Genomic DNA, 18,280 nt, shown 5'->3' with positions numbered 1-18,280 from the left:
CAAGTGAAAAATGGAGAGATATGAATTGAATAAATTATCTATTATTATTACTTATTATAATAACGAAGAACATATTAGTGATTGTATAAACAGTCTTAAAAACCAAAGAAATCAAAATTTTAATTTAATTATAGTTGATGATGGTTCAACAGACTCTTCAACGAGAATCATAGAAGAAGAAATTAGTGATTTCGATAAAGAAATTAATTTTATAAAATTAGAAAATAATCATGGGCACGCGCATGCTAGAAATGTTGCATTGGATAATGTAGAAACGCCATATGTGATGTTCCTTGATGCTGACGATGTTCTAGCAAGTTATTCTGTAGAATTCTATTTATCTAATATCAATGGATTAGATGGTTTGATTGCTCCAATTCATAAATTTAACCTTAATAAACCACAATATGTTGATAAAGATAAAGTGAGACTTGAATATTTAACTCAAAAGTCAAATCCAAACTCATTTTTAAGAAAGAACTCTGCATGTAATATAGTTTTTAAAAATGCTATCATTCAAGCTCATAATATAAGATTCAACGAAGAACTTAAAATATATACGGATGCTTCATTAGTATTAGAGTACATAAATTATGTTGAGAGATTTGTAAGGGTTTTTGATTTTCCATTTTACTTCCGTGGTGAAGTTTATGATCCGTTCAATGGCAATACATTAAGTAATCAAGACTTTATTTTAACTTTTGAAGATTATGCAAATAGCTTTTTTGATTCTATGAACAGAACGCATAATAAAAAAGTGAAAAAATTCTTAGTTTATAAAATGAAGAACGAAATAAAATTTGGTTTTGATCCATCATTAAAAGATATTGAAGTTAGATATAATATGCACGAAAAAACTTTAGTTAAAGTAGTTAAATCATTGAAATGGGATTTGTTGAGTGATGCAAAACTACTTTATAGCTTAGAAATGTTATTTTTAGCGATGGATTCAGTTGAAAATGCTAAATATATTAATAATTTAAGAAATGTTTCTAGACATGTAAAAAATATTGTGAAAAATACTAAGTTGAAAAATAGATCGAAATATTATCTTACAGATAAAGAAGATAATGTTGATTCAAATACAGTTGTGTTTGAATCATTTGGTGGAAAAAATTATAGTGATAGCCCTAAGTATATATATGAGTATATGCAGAAACATTATCCAACATTAAATTATATATGGGTATTTACTAAACCTGAGCAAAATATAATAACTGGCAATGCATCTAAAGTTAAAAAGGGCTCAAAAGAATATTATGAAGCATATTCAAAAGCAAAGTTTTGGGTATCTAACGCAAGACTGCCGCAATATTTAAATAAAAAAGAAAACCAAATTTATATTCAAACTTGGCATGGTACTCCATTGAAGAGATTAGCAAATGATATGAAAGTTGTTAGAATGCCAAGTACTACCACTGCAAGCTATAAGAAAAATTTCTATGAAGAAACATCGAGATGGGATTATTTAGTTTCACCAAATAGATATTCTTCAAATATTTTTAAAACTGCATTTTGGATGGATGAAGAAAGAATGTGGGAAATAGGTTATCCAAGAAATGATGTATTAATTAATAGACAAAATGATGTTGAATATCTTGAGCAAATTAAGAAAGATTTAAACTTACCACAAGATAAAAAAGTCATTATGTATGCACCTACATGGCGAGATGATGAGTTTGTTAAAAAAGGAAAATATTTATTTGATCTAAAAATTAATTTAGAAAATCTACACAAAGAACTTGGGGATGAATATATCATTCTATTAAGAATGCACTATTTAATCTCGAATGCTTTAGATTTAAATGGATATGAAGACTTTGCAATTGATGTATCAAACTATAGTGATATCTCTGAATTATATTTAATCACAGATGCGTTAATCACAGATTATTCATCAGTTATGTTTGATTTTGGTATACTTAAAAGACCTCAATTTTTCTTTGCTTATGATATTGAAAAGTATGATAAAGGTTTAAGAGGATTCTATATGAATTATAAGAATGACTTACCAGGTGAAATCATTACTGACGAATTCAAATTAGCCGAAGAATTAAAAAAAATAGATGAACATAAAGTGAAATATAGCGATAAAATCGAACAATTTTACAATAAGTTTTGTTCTATAGAAAAAGGCCAATCATCTAAATTTATCGGTGATTTTATAAATGAACAATCCAAAAAGTAATTTATAGAGAAAAAACCCATGGAAATCAAAAATTTCATGGGTTTTATTATGTCTATAAGCATTAAATAGATGAGTAGTAAATAAGATAGTGATTTTTATATAAAACCGAGCAGATGAAAACAAGGATAGCGTTAGAAGCAAAAGTAGGAGCAAATGCAAATAAGGCAGCGGTTATTAGCAAAAGTAGGAGCAAGTGCAAATAAGGCTACGGTTATTAGCAGGAGTGGCTCGAAATACTTATGAAAAAGTCGTATCTGTTATTTTAAATAAAACTTTCTGTTTCTACGTGTCCCAGATGTAAAGTGCTTGTTGCAAACACGAGCGATTCTGTATTTACTGATTGGGCTACACCATGTTATTGCTTCTTCTAAAGTGAAACTATCTCTTTTCAAAATATATAGTTCTTTCAAATTGAATAATACAATTTTTTCGCATGTCATGCTTGTATGACAGTATGTGCAATTATAATGTACTTTTTGTTCTAATACTTTTATTGTATGCATTTTTCTACAGCATGGACATTTTAATCCGGCTAAATTCAAATGATAGTAAGTTAAAAAGTCTTTTTGATAATATGTGGAATGCTTTGATTCATGTTCTAAAAGTAAGTTTAAAATTTGGTGGTTATTATTAGGGAGTTTAGATGATAATATTTCCACTATTTTATTAAGCTGATTTAAGAATAGTATGTTTTGATCATGAGGCCAATTACCAGCAGGTATGAATTGAGGATTTGTAAAAACTATAAAAGATTTGATTTCTATAAAGATGCCATAATCGTGTAATAATTTTTGAAGCTCATTTCTCATATATTGTACTTGAGTTATTGGAGATTTCGTAACTATACCGTAATTATTTTTTAAAGTGCCATTTTCAAAGTACCACTCATCTCTATAATGTTTGACTTCGAAAATAAAAAGTTTATGAGGAGTGGCAACTAAAAAGTCAATTTGTACATGGTTCGTTGTACCAAACTCGAATGAATGTATATATAATATGTTTTCTAGAGTATTTAAAAATGCCTTGAAATACGCTTCACCTTCTTTGCCATTATAGTAAGTCATCAAGTCAGTTCTTTCATCTTTACTTAATATTCTTCTTCCTTCAAGAGCAGTTATATAATCAATATATTCATTTGATTTCATATGATGGTCCTTTCTATGTTGGTTTTGAATGATATGTAATTCTAAATAGATTTTATAATATTCAATAATCTATTTCTAGAATGAATCACCATTTTGAATTAGGAATTTTTATTTATAGATAGGCCTCACGTCAAAGGTGTGATGTTCATTGAAAAAATGATGGTTATTAATATATGAGCAAATGCATTATTATATAGAACTAAAAATTAACCTTATATAAAAAGCGACGGATAAAATATTCTCTGTCGCTTTTTATATTGATTTACGTTATAATTATACGATGAGTTTTTAAAAAGGAGCGATAGATATGGCTGTAAAACCACTTGTTACGGTACCAAATCCAATGTTAAATAGAGAAGTTAAAGATGTTGTTACTTTTGATGAATCACTGAAAGCGTTGATTTCTGATTTAGAAGACACAATGTATGAAAATGATGGTGTCGGCATTGCAGCACCTCAAATTGGTGTTGATCTTAAAGTTGCGATTGTTGATATGGAGCAAGAGGGTATTTTGCAGCTTATCAATCCAACGATTGTTTCCCAATCTGAGGAAATTGAAGCGGACGTTGAGGGTTGCTTAAGTGTTCCGGGTGTATTTGGAGAAGTTAATAGAAGTAAGATGATTGTTGTGAGTAGTAACGATTTAAATGGTAATGAAGTTGAACTAACGGCATATGATGACGTTGCTAGAATCATTTTACATGAGGTTGATCATCTATACGGTGAGTTGTTTACTGACAAAATGACGAGAGAAATTAGTGAAGACGAACTAGAGGAGATGTATAAGGATGAGTAAGATTGTATTTATGGGTACGCCTGATTTTTCTACAGGTGTTTTAGAAATGCTTATCGAAGAGCATGATGTCATTGCTGTTGTTACTCAACCAGATCGTCCTGTAGGCAGAAAGAAAGTCTTGACGCCTCCTCCTGTAAAAGAAGTAGCGATTAAACATGATATCCCAGTTTATCAACCTGAAAAATTAAATCACTCTTCTGAATTAGAAGAAATTATTAATTTGAAACCTGATTTAATTGTAACTGCTGCGTTTGGCCAATTGTTGCCTAAGTCATTACTTGATGCGCCGAAATATAAAGCGGTCAACGTCCATGCTTCTTTACTGCCTCGATATAGAGGTGGTGCACCGATTCATTATGCAGTGATGAATGGCGAAAAGAAAACAGGTGTCACAATTATGTATATGGCAGAAAAGTTAGATGCCGGTAACATTATTAGTCAAGACGAGATTGATATTAAAGAGAACGATACAGTAGGAGATGTCCATGATCAACTAGCAGTACTTGGTACAGAGTTATTGAAACGAACTTTACGTACTATTTTTAATGGAACAAACGAAAGCATACCTCAAGATGAATCTTTAGTAAGTTTTGCTTCTAATATTTCAAGAGAAGATGAAAGAATTGATTGGACTAAAGATGCACAATCTATTCACAATCATATAAGAGGATTATCTCCATGGCCGGTTGCTTATACAACAATGAATGATAAGAACTTGAAATTGTGGAGAAGCGAAATCGTTGAAAATGTTAAAGGCGAACCTGGAGAAATTGTAGAAACGACAAAAGATTTGATTATTGTTGCGACTGGATCTGAAGATGGTGTTGCTTTAACTGAAATACAATTAGCTGGTAAAAAACGTGTTAAATCACGTGATTATTTAAGCGGATTGCAATCAAAAATTGATGGGACTAAATTAATATGATGAAAAATAATGTAAGATATGTTGCATTAACGATACTAGATGATGTGCTGACAGGTGAGGCATATAGTAATCTACAACTTAATGAAGCGATTAAAAATGAAGCTATTTCTAAAAAAGATGTTGGGTTATTAACTGAACTAGTATATGGTACGTTACAAAGAAAAATCACTTTAGAATACTTAATAGAACCTTTTATTCAAACGCAATTAAAAGGTTGGATGAAACGATTATTAATTATGAGCGCATACCAATTTGTGTATTTAGATAAAGTACCTAATCATGCAATCATTAACGAAGCGGTTAATATTGTAAAAGACCGTGGTGACTTGCATAACAGTAAAGCAATTAATGCAATACTTAGAAACTTCATGTCATCTCCACTCAGAACTTTAGATGAGATTAAACACGATGATAAAAAATTATCTATCGAAGGAAGTGTACCATTATGGTTAACAAAACATTGGATTACACACTTTGGTTATGAGAAAACGAGAGAAATGTGTTTATTAAGCTTAACACCACCTGATACGACTGTTAGAGTGAACACGACAAGAATCTCGATTGAGGATGCAGTTGAAAGATTAGAAAGTAATGGTTATACTGTCCAAATGGATAAAGATATCGAAAGATGTTTACACATTAAAGGTGAACCAATCGTCAATGATCGATTATTCAAAGATGGATTATTATCCGTCCAAGATAAGAGTTCAATGTTTGTAGCAGAAATTTTAAATCCGAAAGAAAACAGTACTGTATTAGATACATGTAGTGCTCCAGGTGGGAAGACTTGTCATATAGCAGAAATGATGAATCAAACTGGTCAAGTTGATGCTTATGATATTTACCCACATAAAATTGATTTAATTGATTTTAATGTAAAAAAATTAAGATTGAATAATGTTACAACAGATGTTCATGACGCAACACAACCTTTTGATAAAACATATGATTATGTACTTGTTGATGCGCCTTGTAGTGGATTCGGTGTTATGAGAAGAAAGCCAGAAATAAAATACGACAAAACTGCTAAAGACGTAGAATCTTTATGGCATTTACAATTGAAAATTTTGGAAAATGCAAGTAAATCGGTAGCACCGGGTGGCGAGCTTGTTTACTCAACATGTACGATTGAACAAATGGAAAATGAAAATGTCGTTTACTCATTCTTAAAAGCAAATCCGGAATTTGAGTTTGCTCTATTTAATGATCCAAGAACCAATCAAGAGACAAAAACATTACAATTATTACCACAAGATTATAATTCAGACGGTTTCTTTATTACTAAAATTAAGCGAAAGGAAAGATAATATGCCAGCGATACAGAAAAAACGCAATAAGTTTATGCCAAACTTCGAAAGACCTTCTATATACTCTTTAGAATTAGGAGAATTAGAAGATTGGTTAATTGAACAATTAGAACCGAAATTTAGAGCTAAACAAATTTTTGATTGGTTATACGTTAAAAGAGTAAATGCTTTTAGTGAGATGACTAACTTATCAAAAGAATTAAGAGATAAACTCGTTAATTCATTTGAAATTACGACGTTAGAAGTAGCAGTTAAACAAGAAAGTAAAGACGGTACAATTAAATTCTTATTTGAACTACAAGATGGATATACAATTGAAACTGTTTTAATGAGACATGAATACGGAAATTCAGTATGTGTTACAACACAAGTAGGCTGTAGAATTGGATGTACATTCTGTGCATCTTCTATTGGAGGATTGAAACGTAACCTTGAAGCAGGAGAAATTGTTGCACAAGTATTAACGGTTCAAAAAGCTTTAGATGAAACAGATGAACGTGTAAGTCAAGTCGTTATTATGGGTATTGGTGAGCCATTTGAAAATTATGACGAAATGATGGGCTTCTTAAAGATTATCAATCATGATAAAGGGTTGAATATTGGCGCACGTCATATTACAGTATCTACATCAGGTATTATTCCTAAAATTTACGATTTCGCTGATGAATCACTTCAGATTAATTTTGCATTGAGCTTACATGCTGCAGATAATGAAACACGTTCAAGATTAATGCCAATTAATAGAGCGTATGATTTAGATAAATTAATGGAAGCTATAGAATATTATGTCAACAAAACTAACAGAAGAATCACTTTTGAATATGGTTTATTTGGTGGCGTGAACGACCAAGTGCATCACGCGAAAGCATTAGCTAAATTAATCAAACATTTAAATTGTCACGTTAACTTAATTCCAGTTAACCATGTACCAGAACGTGACTATGTTAAAACGCCAAAAGAAGATATCTTTAAATTCGAAAAAGAATTAAAAAGAAATGGCATAAATGCTACAATAAGACGTAATCAAGGTGCAGATATTGATGCTGCATGTGGACAACTAAGAGCAAAAGAGCGAAAAGAAGAAACGAGGTAAGAAATCATGGAAGCACGTTTTTTTACAGATGTCGGTCAATTTCGAGAACAAAATGAAGATGCAGGTGGTATTTATACTAACCAAACTGGACAAGTATTATTAGTGATTTGTGATGGTATGGGTGGACACGCTGCAGGTGAAGTTGCAAGTCAATTTGTGAATAATTCACTTAAAGATAGATTCGAAGAGGAAAATTATATTGAATATGATCATGCAGAAGATTGGTTAAAATCCAACCTTGCTGATATTAATAGACAATTATATAACGAGTCTATGGACAACGAAGCATACAAAGGCATGGGCACAACTTGTGTTTGTGTATTAGTTTACGAAAAAGATATCGTTGTGGCTAATATAGGTGATTCACGTGCTTACTTGGTTAATAGTCGTGAAATGATGCAATTAACAAATGATCATACATTTGTTAATCATCTTGTTACGATTGGAGAAATTACAAAAGAAGAGGCTTTTACACATCCTCAAAGAAATATTATAACGAAAGTAATGGGTACAGATAAACGCGTAAAACCAGATGTTTTTTATTATAATACTAAATTTTATGACTATCTTTTATTAAATTCTGACGGATTAACAGACTATTTACATGAAGAAGATGTACAACAAATTATTATGTCACATAAAGGTTCAACGGATGATATAGGTGAAACACTTATAGAAGAAACGATTGAAGCTGAAGGTAAAGATAATATTTCGTTAGTATTATGCCCATTTGAAGGTGGGAAAATATGATAGGTCGCATAATCGCCGGACGCTATGAATTTGTGAGATATTTAGGTGGCGGTGGAATGAGTAATGTCTATTTAGCGAAAGATAATATCTTAAATCGCGACGTAGCAATTAAAGTCATCAACATACCGCCATATGAGAAAGAAAAAGCAGTTGAACGTTTTGAAAGAGAAGTTCAAAATACAACTATTTTAAGTCATAGCAATATCGTAAATGTGTTAGATGTTGAAGAGGATGATAATTGTTATTACCTCGTGATGGAATATATAGATGGTCCTACTTTAAAGGAGTATTTATGTAAAGAAGGTAAATTATCAGCTGAAGAAGCAGTTGAAATGACGCTTCAAATATTAAAAGGCATCGGACACGCACATCATCATAGAATTATTCATAGAGATATTAAACCTCAAAATATTTTAATGACTAAAAACGATACGTTAAAAATATTAGACTTTGGTATTGCGAGAGCTTTAAGTGAAACGGCATTGACGGAAACGAACCATGTAATGGGGTCAGTTCAATATTTGTCGCCTGAACAAGCTAAAGGTCAATCTACAGATGAATCTTCAGATATATACTCAATAGGTATTGTGTTATATGAGCTGTTAACAGGTCATCCACCATTCAATGGAGAAACGCCAGTTAGTGTTGCTATTAAACATATTCAAGAAGAACTTCCATCTATTAGAAAAGAAAGACCATCTATACCTCAAAGTATAGAAAATGTCATCATGAAAGCAACACAAAAAGAAAAGACATTGAGATATCGTGATACAAATGAAATGTACTATGATCTTCTAACTGCGTTAGATGAAGAACGAAAAGATGAAACGCCGAGATATGATACAAGTTCTGAAACTAAGGCGATTCCCATTGTTAATGCAAATGAAACAGAAGACCAAACTAAAACAGTACCAGTTGCAGCAGCTGTAGCTAGTCAAAGTGCAACGAATAGCAACGTACAGCATGGAAACGAAAAACCTAAGCGTAAAAGGAATAAATGGTTGATTGTCTTTATACCTATCCTTTTAATGTGTATGTTGGTCGGTGCAATAGGATTTGCAATAACTGCACCAAAATACGAAGATGTGCCAAACTTGTTAGGTAAATCTAGAGGTGAAGCAACCGCAATATTAGATGAAAAAGGATTGCGCAAAGGTGAAATCACCGAAGCCTTTAGTAATAATTTCAAAGAAGGAGAAGTCATGAAAGTTACGCCTAAAGTTGGTACGAAAGTAAAAGAAATGTCTAAAGTAGACTTAGTCATTTCTAAAGGTGTTAAGACGTTTACAGTAGAAGATTATGTAGGTAAAACTGCTGACAAAACTAAAAAGCAGTTAGAAAATCAAGGTTTTGAAGCTGTTCGTATTAAAGAACAATATGATAAAGCAGAGAACGGGACAATTATTAACCAAAATATAGAGCCCGGCAGCAAGGTTGTACCTAAAGATACAATGATTATATTAACGAAATCAATAGGTGTTCAACAAGAGTATGTAAAAGATTACACTGGTGAGGACATTAGCACAGCAACCTCTGAACTAGAATCATTAGGCTTTAAAGTTGAAACTAAAGATGTCGATAGTGACGAACCAGCAGATACAATTGTGAAACAGTCATACAAAAATGATCAATTGCCAATAGAATCAACTATTTATTTTGATGTTTCTAAAGGCAAAGCGTCTAAAACAGATAAAGATAAATCGAAGGATAAGTCCGACGATGATAACGATAGTATAAGAGATAAAACTTACACACAATCTGTTTATATACCATTTACAGGCTCAGATGAGAAAAAGGGTCAAAAAGTAGAAATATTCGTAAAAGATAAATCTAATGATATTAAAGATGTATCAGATTCATTTACGATTAAAAAAGATACAACAAGAAGTATCAATTTCACGATTCCAAAAGGGAAATCAGCCGAATATCGTGTAGAAGTAGACGGTAAAGAAATAGAAAGTAATACAATTGATTACGATGATTTTTAATGAATTTAAAGAGTTTGCGACATAAATCCCAATATAAAATAAAACACCCAATCCGTTGGAATCATTTTCGGATTGGGTGTTTTTTTTATATTTTTTATAACTTTTGTTGATTTAATGGGCTGTTATTAGTAAAATTTAGGAAATGAATACGAGGTGAGTATATGCTTCCATATGTGTCTTTATACGAATATGTCCATAAACAGATTGAACATGCTATTGATAATGTAGATGAGCAGTATCGTATCTATAATGAATATAAGAATATCTTTACCTCACCCCAATTAACTGATCAAGTGTTTATTGAAGTGATGAACAATTATTTCTATGAAGTTGGGTTATTAAATACAAATATAAAATCTTTAAAAGAACCTGCACAACAAGTTGGCATTAAAGTAAGAGCGACTAAAGATGCTTTAGTCGTAACGGAAGTATTGGATGATATTCGTTTTGTTGTGGGTGATGAAATTGTAGCTTTATCAGGAGATCCTATTGCTTTTTGTAGGAAACGATATAACCGTTTATTAGGAGATGAGCCATACCATCGTGAAGAGTGGGGGCATATTTTGACATTTCAAAATGAAGTAGATGTTAAGAGAGGGAATCAAAATTACCATTTTGAATTAAAAAAATATCCGTTGAATTCTGATCATATTGTGAATGTATATACGAGAGATGGTGTTCCTATTGTAGAATTCGTAGGCAATATTACGTTTGAACAAGCTGTTGAAGCTTTATATCATTTATCTAAAGTTCAACATGAATCAAAGAAAATAACATTTGATTTTAGAGGTGCAAAATTTGATAAACTAAATATTGCAGAATTTCTGATGCCTTATTTTTATGAAATCGGTACTCAAGAATGTATACAGACACGTGATACGCATGTTGTAATTGAACATGAGCGTCATAAATCATTGTACAAGCATAAATTAGAACGCTTGTTTAAACAATGTGAAGAAATGAATGAGCAAGCATTCTATCAGAATTTAATTGATCAACCATATGGCGACTGGAAATATTTTGATGAAAATAAAATCGATTTTATCGGTCTTAGTCGCTTTGAAAATATAACGGTATTAATTGATAAAGATACTGAAAATGCTGCTGAATGGCTCGTTTATAAAGTAGCAAATTCGGGAATTGTTAATCTTGTAGGACGTCCAACTAAAGGTAATCTATCATTTTTTAATTTAGTAGAAGAAGTGATTGACCAGAGATTTGTATTCACGTTTCCAATCGCAAACGTGAATAAAGTAATTAAAGATGAAGTAGTATACCCGGAGGTTTTAATAGAATGGTCAAAAAGACATGCGATTGTTGATAAAGATATAAAATTTTCAATTGATAATAGTAGTTGATTGATTATTTTCTTAGAAAATGAAATAATATATAAGTATATGAAATTTAAAATAATTATAGGGGGCAATGACTTTATGGGTAAGCAAATACCAAAAGATCGTGGGCTTGATAGTACGTTAAAGGTTTTAAAAGAAGGTTATAAATATGTGCCAAATAGACTAGAAAAATTCGATACTAACATTTTTGAATTAAGAGCTTTAGGCGGAAGAAGAACAGTAGTTATAAGTGGTAAAGAAGCTGCAGAACTTTTTTATAACAATGAGTTAACTGAAAGACAAGGAACGTTACCTAAACGTGTTGTAAACACTTTATTTGGTAAAGGTGCTATACATACTACAGGTGGTAAAAAACATATAGACCGTAAAGCGTTATTTATGTCATTAATGACTGAAGAAAACTTAGATTACTTAAGAGAACTTACACGCAGTACTTGGTTTATGAATACTGAACGTATGGAAAGAATGGATGAAGTAAACGTTTATAAAGAATCTATCATTCTATTAACTAAAGTAGGATTTAGATGGGCTGGTATCATCGCTTCTCCAGAAGAAATCGAAAGTTGTGCGCAAGATATGGATACAATGATTGATTCATTTAAAAATATCGGTACCGTATTTAAAGGTTATAGAGAAGCTAAACAAGCTAGAGCTAGAGTAGAAACATTCCTTGAAAATCAAATTATTGCAGTACGTGAAGGTAAATTAACACCTCCGCAAGGTACAGCTTTACATGAATTTAGTCATTGGGAAGATTTCGAAGGTAACTTAATGGATTCTAGATTATGTGCCATTGATTTAATGAACGTTGTACGTCCTTTAGTAGCGATTAACCGTTTTATTAGTTTCGGTGTTAAAGCACTACATGATTATCCAGGTGAAGCTGAAAAAGTCTTCAATAACGAAGATGACTATGCTTACAAATTTGTACAAGAAATAAGAAGATTCTATCCGTTCGTACCATTCTTACCTGGTAAAGCGGCGGTTGATATCGAATTTGAAGGATATACAATCGAAAAAGATACGTTCTTAGTATTAGATATTTACGGAACATTACACAGAGAAGGTTTATGGGAAAATCCTGAAAGATTCTATCCTAACCGTTTCAGTGACTGGGATGGTAGTCCATTCGATTTAATTCCTCAAGGTGGAGGAGATTATCATACAAACCACCGTTGTGCTGGTGAATGGATGACGCTTATTATTATGGAAGAATCAATGAAATACTTCGCAAGAAATATTTCATATGATGTTAAAAAAGACCAAGATTTATCAGTTAACTTGAATAAATTACCTGGTCGTGTTGTAAGTGGTACAATCATTGAAAATGTTAATGCATTAGTTAATCGTAACGTAGAATCTGTTTAATCATTTTATGTTATTTTAATAGTTAAATGAAACGGGCTGCCAACAAAAATATAACTTGTTGGCAGCCTTTTTTATATTGATGAGTAGAAGATTTGAGTTTTTTGTAATAAATATACCGCTAATTTGGTATCATAATAGAAAGAGGTGATAACATGGTAACTTGCTTAGTAGTTGATGATGATCGATTTATATTAAACGATTTAAAAAGAGAAATCGAACGTGAAAATATACATGTTGTAACAAGTTTAAGCGGCGAAGAAGCAATGGAAGTTGTCGAACATAAATATATAGATATTGCTGTTGTAGATATTATGATGCCTGGCATGAATGGCTTTGAATTGTGTAAAACACTTAAAGATAGTTTTGACATACCTGTTATCATGCTAACTGCTAGAGATGAACTAAGTGATAAAGAAAATGCATTCTTATCTGGGACAGATGATTACGTCACGAAACCGTTTGAAATGAAAGAGCTGATTTTTAGAATTAAAGCGGTCTTAAGAAGGTTTAAAATTAATTCTTCTAGCGAATTAAAAATAGGCAATACACTTGTAAATTCATTTGATATGGAAATTACGATTAACAATAAATCAATGCTTTTACCTAAAAAGGAATTTGCCTTATTGGATTATTTAATGAGAAACAAAGATAAAGTCATGCAAAGAGATAAAATTATTGAAGTTGTATGGGGAATAGATTTTGAAGGCGATGAACGAACGCTTGATGTCCATATAAAGCGTTTAAGAAAACGATTAGAAAAATTAGAAAGTGACGTCTTGATTAAAACTGTGAGAGGTGTCGGATACAAGGCGGTGCTAGAGCATGAAGTTTAAATCTTTAGCACAAAGGATTACAATATATACGATTGTCGTTATGACAGTGAGTTCTATATTAGGGTTTGTATTGACAAATATTTATTATCATATCGACTTAAAAGAAAAAAATGACTATAAAGTGATGGAAACTTTAAAGAAAGTTCAGAAGTATATAGATCATGATCATGAAATGAACTTAGATACATATTTAGAGCATTTGAGTGAACTTCATTATCAAGCAATCATATATGATGATAAGATGGAATCAACGTATTATGGTGACCATTTTAGGAAATATAATTTAGATGAAAAGTCCGTTAAAAAAGTACTTAATGGCAAAACATATCATGGTATAAAAGAACGTCCATTTAATATATTTATAACTGGCTTTTTTGATAATGAAACGAGAAATACTGTAGGCATGAAAATAAACCATCAAGGTTCTGAATATGCATTATTTTTAAGACCGAGCGTAGGTTCAATGCTTGGTGAATTTAGAATATTTTTAGCGATTCTACTTGTTTTATTAGTCGTGATATCTTTAGTATTAGTTATGTTTTCAAGTCATTCACTTGCTAATCCAATTAGAAGATTGATGAACACGACAGAGTCATTAGGTAAAGGTGACTTCGATGTAGATATTAAAGTAACAAGAGATGATGAAATTGGTATTTTACAACATAGATTCATCAAAATGAGAGATGAATTAAAGCAACTTGAGGCGATGAGACAATCTTTTGTACAAAATGTATCTCATGAAATAAAATCACCATTACAATCGATTTTAAGTTTGCTAAGGGAACATGAATACGAAAAGAACGAAAGTAAAAGAGTACAAATTATTGAAGATATATACGGCAGGGCATATCGTTTAAGCAATTTGACGAAACAGTTATTATTATTATCAGAATTAGATAATAGTGATCATCTTACATTTAATGAGTCGATCGAGTTGGATAAAGTGATAAAAGAAGTCGTAAGAAATTTAAATTACTTGTTAGATGATAAAGAAATTTCAATCGTCTTTGATATGGAAGAAATAACGATTCAAGGTAACAATAAGTTGTTATACCAGGCGTTTTATAACATTTTAAATAATGCTATTAAATATTCACCTGAATATAGCATGATTCAAATTAACGTTTCTAAGCAAGATGGATTCATCAACGTATCATTCATAGATGAAGGATATGGTATGACGCAAAAGCAGTTAAGCCAAATTAGAGATAGATTTTATAAAGGTGATCAATCGCATAATGTACATGTTGATAGCAATGGTCTTGGCCTATCGATAGTGGATTCTATTATCGAGCATCATAATGCTCAAATATTCTTTGAAAGCGTGTTTGATGAAGGTACGAAAGTTACAATATTATTCGAACATGATGAGTAAAGTAGTATAAATGGATTGTCATTTGGTATAATTAAAATAAAGTGAGGTAGGTGTTATATTGAAAACTGGTCGTATAATTAAATCAATTAGTGGTGATTACTCAGTTCAGACTAGTGATGGTGTTTATATTACGAAAGCGAGAGGTTTATTTCGTAAAAAGAAAACATCTCCAGTAGTGGGAGATATGGTAGATTTTCAAGTTGAAAATGAAACTGGAGGCTACATTCATCATATACACGAAAGAGAAAATATGTTGTTAAGACCTCCTGTGTCTAATATAGATAAAGTTATTGTCGTAATAAGTGCTATTGAACCTGAATTTAGTCAACAATTGTTAGATCGTTTCTTAGTCGTCGTTCACTCATACAAGATCACACCTATAATATGTGTGACTAAAAAAGACTTAGCTAACGATTCTGAAATTAATAAAGTTCAAGAAATATTAAAGGATTACGAAACTATAGGTTATGAGACATTATTTGTTGGAAATGAAGATGACTTAACACAATCTATAAAACCATTAATTAAAGGCATTATTGTATTAAGTGGACAATCTGGTGTCGGTAAATCAACAATTATGAATCGACTATTTAAAGATTTGAATTTGGAAACAAATAAAATTTCCAAAGCACTTAATAGAGGGAAACATACGACAAGGCATGTTGAACTATATGAAATGGAAGACGGTTATTTAGCGGATACACCTGGTTTTAGTGCGTTAGATTTTTCTCATATAGAAAAAGAAGAACTCGCTAATTTATTTCCAGAGTTTGAATCGATTAAATCAGAATGTAAATTTAGAAATTGCACACACATTAACGAACCGAAATGTGCTGTGAAAGCATTAATAGAAGAAAAAGAATTTTATAAATTGAGATATAAACATTATTTAACACTGTTTGAAGAAATACAAAATAGAAAGGTAAGATATTAATGGTAAAAATAGCACCTTCACTTTTAGCGTGTGATTTTGCAATATTAAAAGAAGAAGTTACGAGTGTGCGTGAATCTGGAGCGGATTTATTACACTTTGATGTAATGGACGGTCAATTCGTCCCTAATATTTCTGTAGGTTTACCCATTTTAGAATCATTAAGAAAAGTAACAGACATGACGATTGATACGCATCTAATGATTGAAAATCCTGAACAAATGATAGATTTATTCTGTGAAGCTGGAAGTAATATGGTATCAGTACATTATGAAGCGACAAACCATATTCATAGAGCAATCCAACAAATAAAGTCTCACAATAAATTAGCAGGCGTTGTTATTAATCCAGGTACACCAGTAGAGTCATTATCTCAAATTCTACAAGATGTAGACTTTGTACTTATTATGACCGTTAATCCTGGATTTGGTGGACAAGGATTTATCGATTCTACATTAGATAAAATTACTTGGTTAGATCATTTCAGAAAAAATAACAACTTAAGCTTTGAAATAGAAGTAGATGGTGGTATAAACGATCAAACAGGGAAATTATGCGTAGATCAAGGCGCAGATATTTTAGTAGCTGGATCATATTATTTCAATCATGATGATTATAATGAACCAGTTCGTAAATTAAAGGGTGAATAATATTGAAAGTGAATTTATTATGTAGTTTACGTAATGTAGATAAGGATGTTCTTCAAGAACAACAAAATGAGTGGATAGGCGTAGATAGAGGTACATTAGAACTATTAAACCATCAAATAATGCCAATAGCGGCAGTTGGTGATTTTGACTCAGTTACAAATGAAGAGTTGCATCAAATCAAAAAACAGATTGAAATTGACCCAGTCAAAAAAGAAAAAGATGATACAGACTTAGCATTAGCTGTTAATCTTGCAGTTGAATTAGGTTATGCTGAAATTAGAATATATGGCGCAACTGGTGGTCGATTGGACCATTTTATGGGAGCTGTTCAAATATTAACTAAGCCAGAATTTTTAGCGGAGGATATTAAAATATCACTGATTGATTCTCAAAATGAGATTACTGTGTTGAAACCTGGTAGTCATAGAATATCGCAAGTTGAAGGTATGAAATATGTTTCTTTTATTCCTTTAAATACCAATATCCGTATAAAATTGGATGAATTCAAATATGAATTGCCGTATACTACTTTGGAACAAGGTTCCACTTTAACAATTAGTAATGAATTTAAAGAAGGGTACGACCAACCTTTAGTAACGGTAGAGCTTGGAAATATTTTGATGATTCAAAGTAAAGATAAATAAAAAAAGAGAACCTTCCACACAAAGGTTCTCTTTACTATATGTGACTTATATTCATTAAACGCGCGTAACTTTACCTGATTTAAGCGCACGAGCTGAAACCCATACACGTTTAGGCTTACCGTCAACTAAAATTCTAACTTTTTGTAAGTTAGCGTTCCAACGACGTTTGCTAGCATTTAATGCGTGAGAACGATTATTACCCGTTCTAGCTTTACGACCTGTAACGAAACATTCTTTAGCCATAAATATCCTCCTTTAATGAAATATAAATACACATTTATTTACGTTTACACACTTTAATAATATACCATGCACTTATGATTTATTCAACGTATATTTTAAAAAAAACAGAAAAAATAATAACAAATTTCGTGAAAAGTGTTTTAAAGTTGGATTTATTTGTTATAATAATATCTTGTGAAAACGTTATATAAAATAACGTGGTTAAAATGATGAATTCTTGCGATGTGAATGTGATATTAAGTATAATTAAACAGAACATATAAAAGTAAAGATAATAATTTATAAACTTAGATGTGTAGGAGGGACGTAATCATGACTTTAGAAATTACGAATGAGTATGGAAGTATCGATATTTCGAATGATGTTATTGCAACACTTGCAGGCGGTGCTGCCGTAGAATGTTATGGTATCGTAGGAATGGCAAGTAAACACCAAGTTAGAGATGGAATAGCTGAAATTCTAGGACGTGACAATTATGCCAAAGGTGTTATAGTATCTCAAAATGAAGGTGTTCTTGATGTAGATATGTATATAATTGTGAGTTATGGTACGAAAATCTCAGAAATAGCAAACAATGTCCAATCTGCTGTTAAATATACTTTAGAACAATCATTAAATTTAAAAGTCAACGCAGTAAACATATATATCCAAGGTGTTAGAGTTATTAATGATGATGAGGAAGCATAGGG

17 protein-coding genes are annotated in these 18,280 nt (G+C 31.3%); 15 read left to right on the top strand and 2 right to left on the bottom strand.

All coding sequences use genetic code 11. The features are described from left to right. Positions 1 to 25: 25 nt before the first annotated feature. A complete protein-coding gene (locus tag LQ598_RS03470) occupies positions 26 to 2,188 on the top strand; it encodes a bifunctional glycosyltransferase/CDP-glycerol:glycerophosphate glycerophosphotransferase (RefSeq protein WP_239745173.1) in 2,163 nt (720 codons plus the stop codon). Between the two features lie 257 nt (positions 2,189 to 2,445). On the opposite strand, the gene LQ598_RS03465 is transcribed toward LQ598_RS03470, so the two are convergent. After that, a complete protein-coding gene (locus LQ598_RS03465; protein ID WP_239745172.1) occupies positions 2,446 to 3,333 on the bottom strand; it encodes a nuclease-related domain-containing protein in 888 nt (295 codons plus the stop codon). Positions 3,334 to 3,640: 307 nt separating this feature from the next. On the opposite strand from LQ598_RS03465, the gene def reads away from it, so the two are divergent. The 13 genes from def to LQ598_RS03400 all read left to right on the top strand — a co-directional run bounded on the left by def (position 3,641) and on the right by LQ598_RS03400 (position 17,348). Beyond that, positions 3,641 to 4,129, top strand: coding sequence for a peptide deformylase (gene def / locus LQ598_RS03460; protein WP_016911568.1), 489 nt, complete (start codon positions 3,641 to 3,643; stop codon positions 4,127 to 4,129). Next, complete coding sequence (gene fmt / locus LQ598_RS03455) at positions 4,122 to 5,054, top strand: methionyl-tRNA formyltransferase (RefSeq protein ID WP_119609320.1); 933 nt, start codon at positions 4,122 to 4,124, stop codon at positions 5,052 to 5,054. The genes def and fmt overlap by 8 nt, the downstream gene beginning before the upstream one ends. After that, positions 5,051 to 6,361, top strand: coding sequence for a 16S rRNA (cytosine(967)-C(5))-methyltransferase RsmB (rsmB, locus tag LQ598_RS03450; protein WP_239745171.1), 1,311 nt, complete (start codon positions 5,051 to 5,053; stop codon positions 6,359 to 6,361). Before fmt ends, rsmB begins: the two co-directional genes overlap by 4 nt. A 1-nt stretch (position 6,362) precedes the next feature. Next, positions 6,363 to 7,454 carry a dual-specificity RNA methyltransferase RlmN gene (gene rlmN, locus LQ598_RS03445; RefSeq protein WP_103323479.1) on the top strand — a complete coding sequence of 364 codons (1,092 nt, stop codon included), beginning with the start codon at positions 6,363 to 6,365 and terminating at the stop codon, positions 7,452 to 7,454. Between the two features lie 3 nt (positions 7,455 to 7,457). Beyond that, complete coding sequence (locus tag LQ598_RS03440) at positions 7,458 to 8,204, top strand: Stp1/IreP family PP2C-type Ser/Thr phosphatase (RefSeq protein ID WP_026023205.1); 747 nt, start codon at positions 7,458 to 7,460, stop codon at positions 8,202 to 8,204. Then, on the top strand, positions 8,201 to 10,192 hold the full coding sequence (gene pknB, locus LQ598_RS03435) for a Stk1 family PASTA domain-containing Ser/Thr kinase (RefSeq protein ID WP_119596113.1): 1,992 nt from the start codon (positions 8,201 to 8,203) through the stop codon (positions 10,190 to 10,192). The genes LQ598_RS03440 and pknB overlap by 4 nt, the downstream gene beginning before the upstream one ends. Before the next feature lie 161 nt (positions 10,193 to 10,353). Continuing rightward, positions 10,354 to 11,550, top strand: a complete 1,197-nt coding sequence (locus LQ598_RS03430; RefSeq protein ID WP_119609322.1) for a hypothetical protein — start codon at positions 10,354 to 10,356, stop codon at positions 11,548 to 11,550. A 75-nt stretch (positions 11,551 to 11,625) separates the two neighbouring features. After that, a complete protein-coding gene (locus LQ598_RS03425; protein WP_016911561.1) occupies positions 11,626 to 12,915 on the top strand; it encodes a cytochrome P450 in 1,290 nt (429 codons plus the stop codon). A 152-nt stretch (positions 12,916 to 13,067) separates the two neighbouring features. Continuing rightward, positions 13,068 to 13,748: a response regulator transcription factor gene (locus LQ598_RS03420; protein ID WP_016911560.1), complete on the top strand. Its 681-nt coding sequence runs from the start codon at positions 13,068 to 13,070 to the stop codon at positions 13,746 to 13,748. Next, positions 13,738 to 15,123 (top strand): sensor histidine kinase, encoded by a 1,386-nt coding sequence (locus LQ598_RS03415; protein ID WP_239745170.1) that lies wholly within the window; start codon positions 13,738 to 13,740, stop codon positions 15,121 to 15,123. The genes LQ598_RS03420 and LQ598_RS03415 overlap by 11 nt, the downstream gene beginning before the upstream one ends. Positions 15,124 to 15,181: 58 nt before the next feature. Further along, positions 15,182 to 16,057 carry a ribosome small subunit-dependent GTPase A gene (gene rsgA, locus LQ598_RS03410; RefSeq protein ID WP_016911558.1) on the top strand — a complete coding sequence of 292 codons (876 nt, stop codon included), beginning with the start codon at positions 15,182 to 15,184 and terminating at the stop codon, positions 16,055 to 16,057. Then, entirely contained in the window at positions 16,057 to 16,704 is a 648-nt protein-coding gene (gene rpe, locus LQ598_RS03405; protein WP_239745169.1) for a ribulose-phosphate 3-epimerase, read from the top strand. The genes rsgA and rpe overlap by 1 nt, the downstream gene beginning before the upstream one ends. Before the next feature lie 2 nt (positions 16,705 to 16,706). Beyond that, positions 16,707 to 17,348, top strand: a complete 642-nt coding sequence (locus LQ598_RS03400; RefSeq protein WP_107536629.1) for a thiamine diphosphokinase — start codon at positions 16,707 to 16,709, stop codon at positions 17,346 to 17,348. 54 nt (positions 17,349 to 17,402) lie between these two features. Here LQ598_RS03400 and rpmB read toward each other — a convergent pair whose 3' ends face one another. After that, complete coding sequence (gene rpmB, locus LQ598_RS03395) at positions 17,403 to 17,591, bottom strand: 50S ribosomal protein L28 (RefSeq protein ID WP_016911555.1); 189 nt, start codon at positions 17,589 to 17,591, stop codon at positions 17,403 to 17,405. A 312-nt stretch (positions 17,592 to 17,903) separates the two neighbouring features. Between rpmB and LQ598_RS03390 the strand changes: the two genes are divergently transcribed. After that, on the top strand, positions 17,904 to 18,278 hold the full coding sequence (locus tag LQ598_RS03390) for an Asp23/Gls24 family envelope stress response protein (RefSeq protein ID WP_016911554.1): 375 nt from the start codon (positions 17,904 to 17,906) through the stop codon (positions 18,276 to 18,278). The last annotated feature ends 2 nt before the right edge of the window (positions 18,279 to 18,280 follow it).

This window comes from Mammaliicoccus sp. F-M27, assembly GCF_022387115.1.
Lineage (GTDB): Bacteria > Bacillota > Bacilli > Staphylococcales > Staphylococcaceae > Mammaliicoccus > Mammaliicoccus vitulinus.
This window is presented reverse-complemented; position numbering and strand designations above follow the sequence as displayed.